Annotated in this window: 7 protein-coding genes; 4 read left to right on the top strand and 3 right to left on the bottom strand. The window is 60.3% G+C overall.

Translation table 11 applies throughout. The annotated features are described in order from the left end of the window. Window positions 1-145: 145 nt before the first annotated feature. The 4 genes from VEK15_05340 (at window position 146) to VEK15_05325 (ending at window position 4,409) form a co-directional block, all read left to right on the top strand. Window positions 146-673, top strand: a complete 528-nt coding sequence (locus VEK15_05340) for a GNAT family N-acetyltransferase (GenBank protein ID HXV60096.1) — start codon at window positions 146-148, stop codon at window positions 671-673. A gap of 403 nt (window positions 674-1,076) precedes the next feature. Then, on the top strand, window positions 1,077-2,252 hold the full coding sequence (locus tag VEK15_05335) for a hypothetical protein (GenBank protein ID HXV60095.1): 1,176 nt from the start codon (window positions 1,077-1,079) through the stop codon (window positions 2,250-2,252). Window positions 2,253-2,883: 631 nt separating this feature from the next. Next, window positions 2,884-3,231 carry a hypothetical protein gene (locus tag VEK15_05330; GenBank protein HXV60094.1) on the top strand — a complete coding sequence of 116 codons (348 nt, stop codon included), beginning with the start codon at window positions 2,884-2,886 and terminating at the stop codon, window positions 3,229-3,231. Between the two features lie 713 nt (window positions 3,232-3,944). Then, window positions 3,945-4,409, top strand: coding sequence for a hypothetical protein (locus tag VEK15_05325; GenBank protein HXV60093.1), 465 nt, complete (start codon window positions 3,945-3,947; stop codon window positions 4,407-4,409). 214 nt (window positions 4,410-4,623) lie between these two features. Here the strand turns inward: VEK15_05325 and ftsZ are convergent, their stop codons facing one another. From ftsZ to VEK15_05310, 3 genes are all read right to left on the bottom strand, one after another. Next, a complete protein-coding gene (gene ftsZ, locus VEK15_05320) occupies window positions 4,624-5,814 on the bottom strand; it encodes a cell division protein FtsZ (GenBank protein HXV60092.1) in 1,191 nt (396 codons plus the stop codon). Window positions 5,815-5,844: 30 nt separating this feature from the next. Continuing rightward, entirely contained in the window at window positions 5,845-7,098 is a 1,254-nt protein-coding gene (ftsA, locus tag VEK15_05315; GenBank protein ID HXV60091.1) for a cell division protein FtsA, read from the bottom strand. Beyond that, the coding region (locus VEK15_05310) for an FtsQ-type POTRA domain-containing protein (GenBank protein HXV60090.1) at window positions 7,092-7,923 on the bottom strand (832 nt) is incomplete at its 5' end. The genes VEK15_05310 and ftsA, both read right to left, overlap by 7 nt.

The following is a 7,923-nucleotide window of genomic DNA, read 5'->3' as shown; positions in this document are numbered from 1 at the left end:
CCGGCCGACATCATTATCCCTCCGCGGATCGTCGTCGACGAGAAGACCGCAAAGAGGCTTCAAGAGCGTGTCGACAAACCGAGCGAGCCGACCGACGCGATGAGAGAGCTGTTCTCGAAGGACTAAGCGGGGTCATCCGTCGACATTGGGGATCGCCGTCCGCCAGCTCCGCCCGGAAGACGATCGTGCCGACTTTCGCTCGCGCAATATCGATCTGGATCGCTTCTTCCACAAATACGCTGGTCAGAATCAGTTTCGCCATCACATCGGGACGACATATGTCGCGGTTGACGAGGGCCGGATTCTCGGCTTCGCCACGGTCTCGCCATCTCAGATCGACGTCGAGCGCATTTCGGCGGCTCGGCGCAAGCGGCTGCCCCGGTATCCCATGCCGGTCCTTCGACTGGCGCGACTCGCCGTGGACGAGCGCGCTCAAGGGCGGGGTGTGGGAGGTGCACTCTTAAAGGCGGTTTTCGTTCTCGCGCGACAAGTGTCCACGGATTACGGCTGTGTCGGCGTTGTCGTGGATGCCAAGCCGGACGCGATTGCGTTCTACGAGCGGTACGGGTTCGTTGAGTTCCCGTCGCTATCAGGTCAGCTCGGCGACCGGCCAGAGCCGACGCCGATGTTTCTCGAGCTCGGAGCTATTCCTGACACCAGCGAGTATGTATGAACAAGGCGGAGCCTCGTCAACGAGCAGCGACCCCGTCGACGACGTCAAGGTGTACAAAGAGCTCGGGCGGGAGAGGTTGACCTGGTCGTCAAGCCGAAGAGTGCTTGAGTCGAGCAAAATCGTGGAGCTTCACTCCGATCGTCGACCGAATACTCGTCGAGATTTTTCAACTTTCCCCTTGACAAAATCTCGGGAGCTTAGTCGACGACCACGACGACGCGACGGAGAATGGGTTTGAGATGCGCTGGGAAGCGGCTGAACGCAACGAAAGTTCGACGGAGCTTCCGAAGTCATTTTCGACGAGGCTCGTTGCCCGTGGGCTCTCTGAAACGCCAGAAAAAGTGTGTGCTATATAAAGTGTATGTCACGCGATCACTCACTTAAATCCGTCGGCGACGAGGAATTGCTCAGCAGACTCTCCGATCTTCTGGTGCAGTCTCGGCGCATCGAATCCGAGCTCATCGCTCACATCGGTGAAGTCGACGAGCGCAAGCTGTACGCACGTCGGGCCTGTTCGTCCATGTTCTCGTTTTGCGTCGAGATCTTGAACTTGTCCGAAGCGGAAGCTTATCTGCGGATCGCGGTTGCACGCGCGTCGAGGAAGCACCCGGTCCTTTTCGAGATGCTCGCTGACGGACGCCTTCACTTGAGCGGCATCGCTCTTCTGGCCCCGCATCTCACCGAGTCCAATCGCGACGCGGTTCTCGCTCGGGCGGCACACCGATCCAAACGTGAGATCGAGGAGCTCGTTGCTGAATTGGCGCCGAAGCCCGATGCCCCGTCGACGATCCGGAAGCTACCCTCCCCGCCACAGAACGACCGGCCGGCTCCCGACCAACTCCGTCCGGAAAGAGTTGACCCCCCATCCGAGCTCCGTCCGGACGGAGTCACCATGTCGGGAAGCCCACCCCAGCCAAAGCCGGAAAAGCCTACTGAGGCCACGGCCTCTCTTCCTCCAAAAGCGAGCTCCGAGGTCAAACCGCTCGCCCCCGAAAGATACCGGGCCACCTTCACGACCAGTGCCGAGTTTCGCGACAAACTACGCCGGCTGCAGGCGTTGATGCGGTCCTCCACGTCCGACGGAGACCTGGCCGCGGTCATCGAAGAGTCGGTAACCGAGAAGCTGGAACGGCTCGAAGCGGCTCGCTTCGCCCAAACGAAGGCTCCGCGAAAGGATCTCCAAGAGACCGACACGACGCCGTCCTCGCGTTACATCCCGGCGGCCGTCAGGCGTGCGGTTCGAAAGCGGGATGGGGCTCGCTGTGCCTTCGAGGACGCCCAAGGCAAGCGCTGCACCGAGAGCAACCGGCTAGAGTTCCACCACAACAATCCGTTCGGACGTGGAGGCGATCACAGCCTCGATAACGTCAGGCTTTTGTGCAGGGTCCACAACGCGTTCTTGGCCGAGCAGGATTACGGCAAGCACGTGATGCAGAAACACCGTGGCTCGGGCGATCGCGTGTCGGAATCCGCGCCCGTCTATTTTGCCCATTTCGCGATTTCCTCGCGCTCTCCCCCAAGTCTCTGCTTCTCAGTTCACCCTGGTGCTCGAGCTCTGACGTCAGGCATTCGCCTCTAGGGTTCTGTATGCGCGGGCGCGTGTACACGGGCGGTAAAAGTTCATGGCGGACGTAAGCCTCGGTTTTCTGTTCATTGATCTCTCTGACAAGGGTTGGGCCAAGGGTGAGTTGGACGGTGTTGGACCGATTACTGAATGGGTTGATCGAATTCTATAAGGGGGTTGCCCAGAAAGTGTATCCGTACCGTTATTGGTTCGCGGTGCTAACCCCGGCGCCGTTCGGCTCTCTCGTTGTCGCCCTCGCGCTCGGTCCTCAGGAGTGGCTTGCGTCTCCCCTTGTTCCCGTGATTGGCCCCTGGAGCCTCGTAGGGACGGTTTGGCTGTGGGCTATCTTTCTCATTTGCATCTGGTTTCATCCTGAGCGCGGGAGCCTCTACCAGCCGAATGTCCCTAACAGCATGTTCCCGCCAGGAACCCCCAAGGGTGCGGCGGCGGTTCTAACGGCTATCTTCGTTGTGCTGCCAGCTCATGTGTTCATCTTTGCGTATTAGCCGAGTCAAAGCATGCCGAGTTTCAACCGCGATCTCGTTTTGCGATGAAAGCGTCCTGCTATTGACGTTGCGCTCGTTGGCGGCGAGGGCTTTGGTGAACAGCGACAGCGACGATAATCGTTTAGCAGACCGAGGAAGTGATGAGCTTGAACAAGATCAGAAACGCCGGCATCGTGGGTCTTGCAGGTGCACTATTGTTTCTCATTCTTCTCTTCGGACTCGAGATGTTCCTTCACCAGTTGTCGATTAGGCCGATCGTGGACGCCGATACGTTCCTGCCTCTTCTCACACTTTCGTTTGTGATTTCGTTCGTTCTCTATTTGTGGGCCGTACGGGCGAAGGACGTAGAGTTCGGCGTCGTCCTTTGGCGCTCGAAACACAAAGTGCGTTTTCTTGGGACCGAAATAACTGCGTGGGTATTCTGGCCGCTCGTGGTGGTTTTGTTGGCTGCATTCGTCCTCAGCGTTCGTCAAGTGCTCGTAAACTAGGCTACTTTCCGGTGCAAAAAGCTTCAAAACGATCCCGATACTGACTGACCGATCAGTAGGGTCCGCCGGTTGTTCGTTCATATTGGCGGACTCGAACTCGGTGTCGGTGCTGGAGGAGCTGGGATGTGGTGCGATACCGATCCGAGCACGTGGTGGTAGGGGAGGAGTCCCCAGACCTGATGCACAACAAAGCCATCAACGCCATAGGTGTAGGGGTTGCCGGGATGATGTTATTTAATGCTGTCCATGTCTTCACGAGTGACTTCGTATCGTCCAGATTCTCACGTGAACTTTGGACTGGTGGCATTGTTACGATGGGTATTGTTCCTTTTCTCGTATTTGCTGGCCTCTATCTAGCTTACGTCCGCGGTCGGTCCGTCGAGCCATGGGGGACCGTTGGGTTTCGCAAGCCCATACTTCGTGTGCTTTGGCTCACTCTGGTCGCGATGGTGATTCTTGTGTTTGTGATATCCATCTTGCCGGATGTATGTCGGCGGGTCATGTGAGCGCCGGAACGCCAGTTGTCAGAAGGTGTATCGATATAATGGTCGAGTGAGGTGTAAGCGCAATTGTAAAAGGAGGCCGAAGATTTTGTCATTATCAACGCCCCGATCCTGCAGCGCTGTAGGCGACTGTACTTTGGTTCCTGTAGCGGCCGAGATGGAGGTTGAGGGCAGTTAAGGGTGGAAGTGCGAACTTCCATAGGAAGCACGGTGCGAGCAAGACTGCTGTTCCATCGGCACTTCGTTGTCGGCCTTGCATCCATGCTTCAATTGGCATCATGCGATGCGTGGTTGCATTCCTGTCTCGAAATCGGCGCTGGGGAGAGGAAGCTTACCAAACAAGAGGTTGGCAAAGCTGTAGAACTGATTGAACGCTTCATCGCGGAGGAGAATCTAGACTGCACGCCTATCGACTCACCGATCGGCATGCCAGCGGAGGACTCAACTTTCCGCGAGACGCATTATTGCATTGACCCTAGCAAGGATCGTGTTCGAGTCGAGTTCGCATTCGCGGACGATTATGTCGTCGTTGAGTTCACCGACACGGGTCGAACGGAGCCAGAGTTCATGAAACGAGCGCGCGAGACATTGCTTGAACAGTTTGCCGCCGAATTCGGAAACGACAGAGTTGCACTGAGAACGGATTGTTACAAGGAACGTCGGCAGGCTCCCTGATCTATTCATATGCGCGAATGCTTGGACCACCGGTTAAGAGAATGGAGGTTTCTTCTTTCGTAAAGAAAGGAGAAGGGCCCGCCATGTTCGTGGCGTGCGGGCCCGTGGCCGGTGCAACTTTGACTTCGGCAAGACTCACTCGCTGACCCCGATCCTTTGCGTCTCTCCCCCTTCGCGCCTTTGCGTTGACCCCTTCCGATTCGGAAACGTCCCCTCAGCTCTTCTGCCGTCTCAGAAACGTCGGCATGTCCAGATCTTCGCCGGCGGGGCCCTCCATCGAGCCGAAGTCGAGATCCACGGTGAGGTTGTCGGCGCCTTTGCGATAGAAGCCCTCCGAGCCCACCGCCATCTCCGCCGGCTGCTTGTAGTTCGCGATATCCACCGGGGTGTTCGGGGTGCGGCGGGCCGCCTCGCGCTGGAAGCCCGTGGCGATCACCGTCACCTTCATCTTCCCCGTCATCCGCGGGTCGATGACCGCGCCGAAGATGATGTTCGCGTCGGGGTCCGCCTCCTCGTGGATGATGGACGAGGCCTCGCTCACTTCGGTGAGACTGAGATCGTCCCCGCCGGTGATGTTGATGATGACCCCCTTCGCGCCGTTGACCGATGAGTCCTCGAGAAGCGGGCTGCTGATCGCCTTCTTCGCCGCCTCGTCGGCACGGTTCTCACCCTCGGCGATGCCCGTCCCCATCACCGCGTCGCCCATCCCCCGCATCACCGTACGCACGTCATTGAAGTCCAAATTGATCAGCCCCGGCACGGTGATGAGATCCGAGATCCCTTGAACCGCCTGACGCAGCACATCGTCGGCGATGGAGAACGCCTCGGAGATGGGAGTGGTGCGCTCGACGGTCTGGAGAAGCCGGTCGTTGGGAATGGAGATGAGCGTATCGACCTGCTCCCGGAGCTCGCGGATTCCGTCCTCGGCCTGCATCTGCCGCCGGCGCCCCTCGAACGTGAAGGGCTTGGTCACCACCGCGACCGTCAGAACCCCGAGCTCCGAAGCGAGCGAGGCCACGATGGGCGCACCCCCCGTGCCCGTTCCGCCCCCGAGACCCGCGGTCACGAAGATCATGTCCGCCCCCTCGATCGCCTCGAGGATGCGTTCCGTGTCCTCGAGAGCCGCCTGGCGGCCGATCTCGGGATCCGCCCCGCAGCCGAGGCCCTTGGTCAGTTTTCCTCCGAGCTGGATCTTCGTCTTCGCCCGGTTCGACCGCAGCGCCTGCAGGTCGGTGTTCGCCGCGAGAAAATCCACCCCGGAGATGCTCGACGCGATCATCCGGTTGATGGCATTGCCCCCGCCGCCGCCGACCCCGACGACCTTGATGCTGGCGCCTCCGACCTGCTCCTCGATGGACAAACGCCCCGGATCTCCCTCGGGGTGATCGTCTTCGAATCGTATCATTCGCCTACCCTCCCTGGTTCTTGAAACTGTTTACACGCACGAAAGCATCTGCGAAACGTGCACGAGCTTGCGGACCCTCTCCCAGACCTTCCACCACGAATGGGTGCCGGCGCTGGGAACGAGCTTGTTCGAGCGAATCCGGTGGGCGTAGAGCACGAGCCCCACCGCCGTCCCGTAGGACGGGTTCGCGATCACGTCGACGAGACCGCCGACTCCCGTGGGCGTACCGCAGCGAATCGGCATATCGAAGATCCGATCGGCCACTTCGAGAAGACCCTCGAGGGAAGCGCTTCCTCCGGTGAAGACGACCCCCGAGTTCAACACCCGCTCGTAGCCGGTGCGCCGGATCTCGTCGTAGATGAGATGGCAGATCTCCTCCGCCCTCGGCTGGAGGATGTCGGCGAGGAGCTGGCGCGACAGCACGCGCGCTTTCCTTCCGCCGACGCTCGGTACTTCGATCGTGTCCTCCTCCGAGACCATGGTCGAAAGCGCGGTGCCGTACTTCTTCTTGATCTTCTCCGCTTCCTGGATGGGAGTCCTGAGGCCCACCGCCACGTCGTTGGTGAAGTGGTCGCCGCCGATGGGAAGCACGGCCGTATGCCAGATCGCGCCCTTGTCGAAGATGGCGAGATCGGTCGTTCCGCCGCCGATATCGACGAAGGCGACACCAAGCTCTTTCTCGTCCGGTGTCAGCACGGCTTCGGCGGCGGCGAGCTGCTCGAGGACGGTCTCGGTAACTTCCATTCCCGCCCGGTTGATGCAGGTGACGACGTTCGCCATCGCGGTCGTGCTCGCGGTGATAATGTGCACATTCGCCTCGAGCCGATTGCCCGTCATCCCCGTCGGGTCGTGAATCCCGTCGTGGCCGTCGACCACGAACTCCTGAGGAATCACGTGCACGATCTCGCGGTCGTTGGGTAGAGAAATGGCTTTCGCGGCGTCGATGGCGCGAAAGACGTCCTCGCGCGTGATCTCGCGGCTCTTGTTGGTGATGGCGACCACGGCCCGGCTGTTGAATCCCTTGATATGGCTGCCGGCGAGACCGACGTGTGCCGATTCGACCTCCACCCCCGCCATCAGCTCCGCTTCCTCCACGACGCGTTTGATGGACTCGACCGTCTGGCCGAGGTTGATCACCATGCCCTTGCGGAGCCCTTTCGATTCCGTGGAGCCGATGCCGATGACGTCGACGCGTCCCTCCTCGGTGATCTCGGCGACGATGGCCGTGACCTTCGTCGTACCGATGTCGAGGCCGACGATATATCTGTCTCTCTTGTTCAGAATGACGCACCTCCGATGTCTTCGGGCTCGGCCAGCTTCAGGTAAGCGCGGTCCCGAAATCGCAGATCGACGATCTCAAGGGCCGGAAATTTAACCGTCAGTCCATTCAATAACGGGAAAGTCTCGGTCAGTCGATCGACCAGGTCCTGCTCCGACGCCAGCACCGTAACCGGGGGTTCTCGGAGACGAAGCGCGATCGATTCCGGACCTGAGGCGACGTCGATCTCCGAAACCGCACCGGCGAGACGCGGAACTTCGCCGAGGGCCTCGGCGATGCGTCCCGCGAGCACCGCCCGCTCGAGAGAGATTCCGTCGTCCTCGGCGATTCCCTGAGCCAGGAGGAGCGATTCGATCTCGTAATCCGGAGAGAGCTCGTCGAGGATCGTCCCGTCGGCGGAGAGGAGATAGAGAGCGTCGAGAACGGCGATGGCGACCGGACGGCGCTCTTCGATGGCGAGCGTCAGCGTCGCCGGAAGCACCCGCTCGATCGCGACCTCGCGCACCCAGGCGGAACGGAGGAGCTTCTGCCGGACGTCTTCGAGATCGAGCGTGAGAATGTTGGAGCGGCTCGTGAGCTCCAGGAGCTCGAGGATCTCTCCGTCGGAGAGCCTTTCGTTTCCGTCGACGCGGATGCGATGCACCGAAAGCTCGGGAGCGCGGCTCATCGCCGCTGCCGCCCACACGAAGGCGCCCACCAGACTCGCGATCCCCAGCAGGAGCGCTACCCGACGCGCGCCGCCGCGTCCCAGCTTCCGTGCCGGCCTCGTCCTTCGCCTCTGCCCGCGAAGGAAATGCTCGTCGGGCGCGCCCTTCCTCAGCTCCACGTCA

It is taken from the genome of Vicinamibacteria bacterium, assembly GCA_035620555.1.
GTDB lineage: Bacteria > Acidobacteriota > Vicinamibacteria > Marinacidobacterales > SMYC01 > DASPGQ01.
Note: the sequence above shows the minus strand (reverse complement) of the source record. Positions and strands in the feature narration are given on the sequence as shown.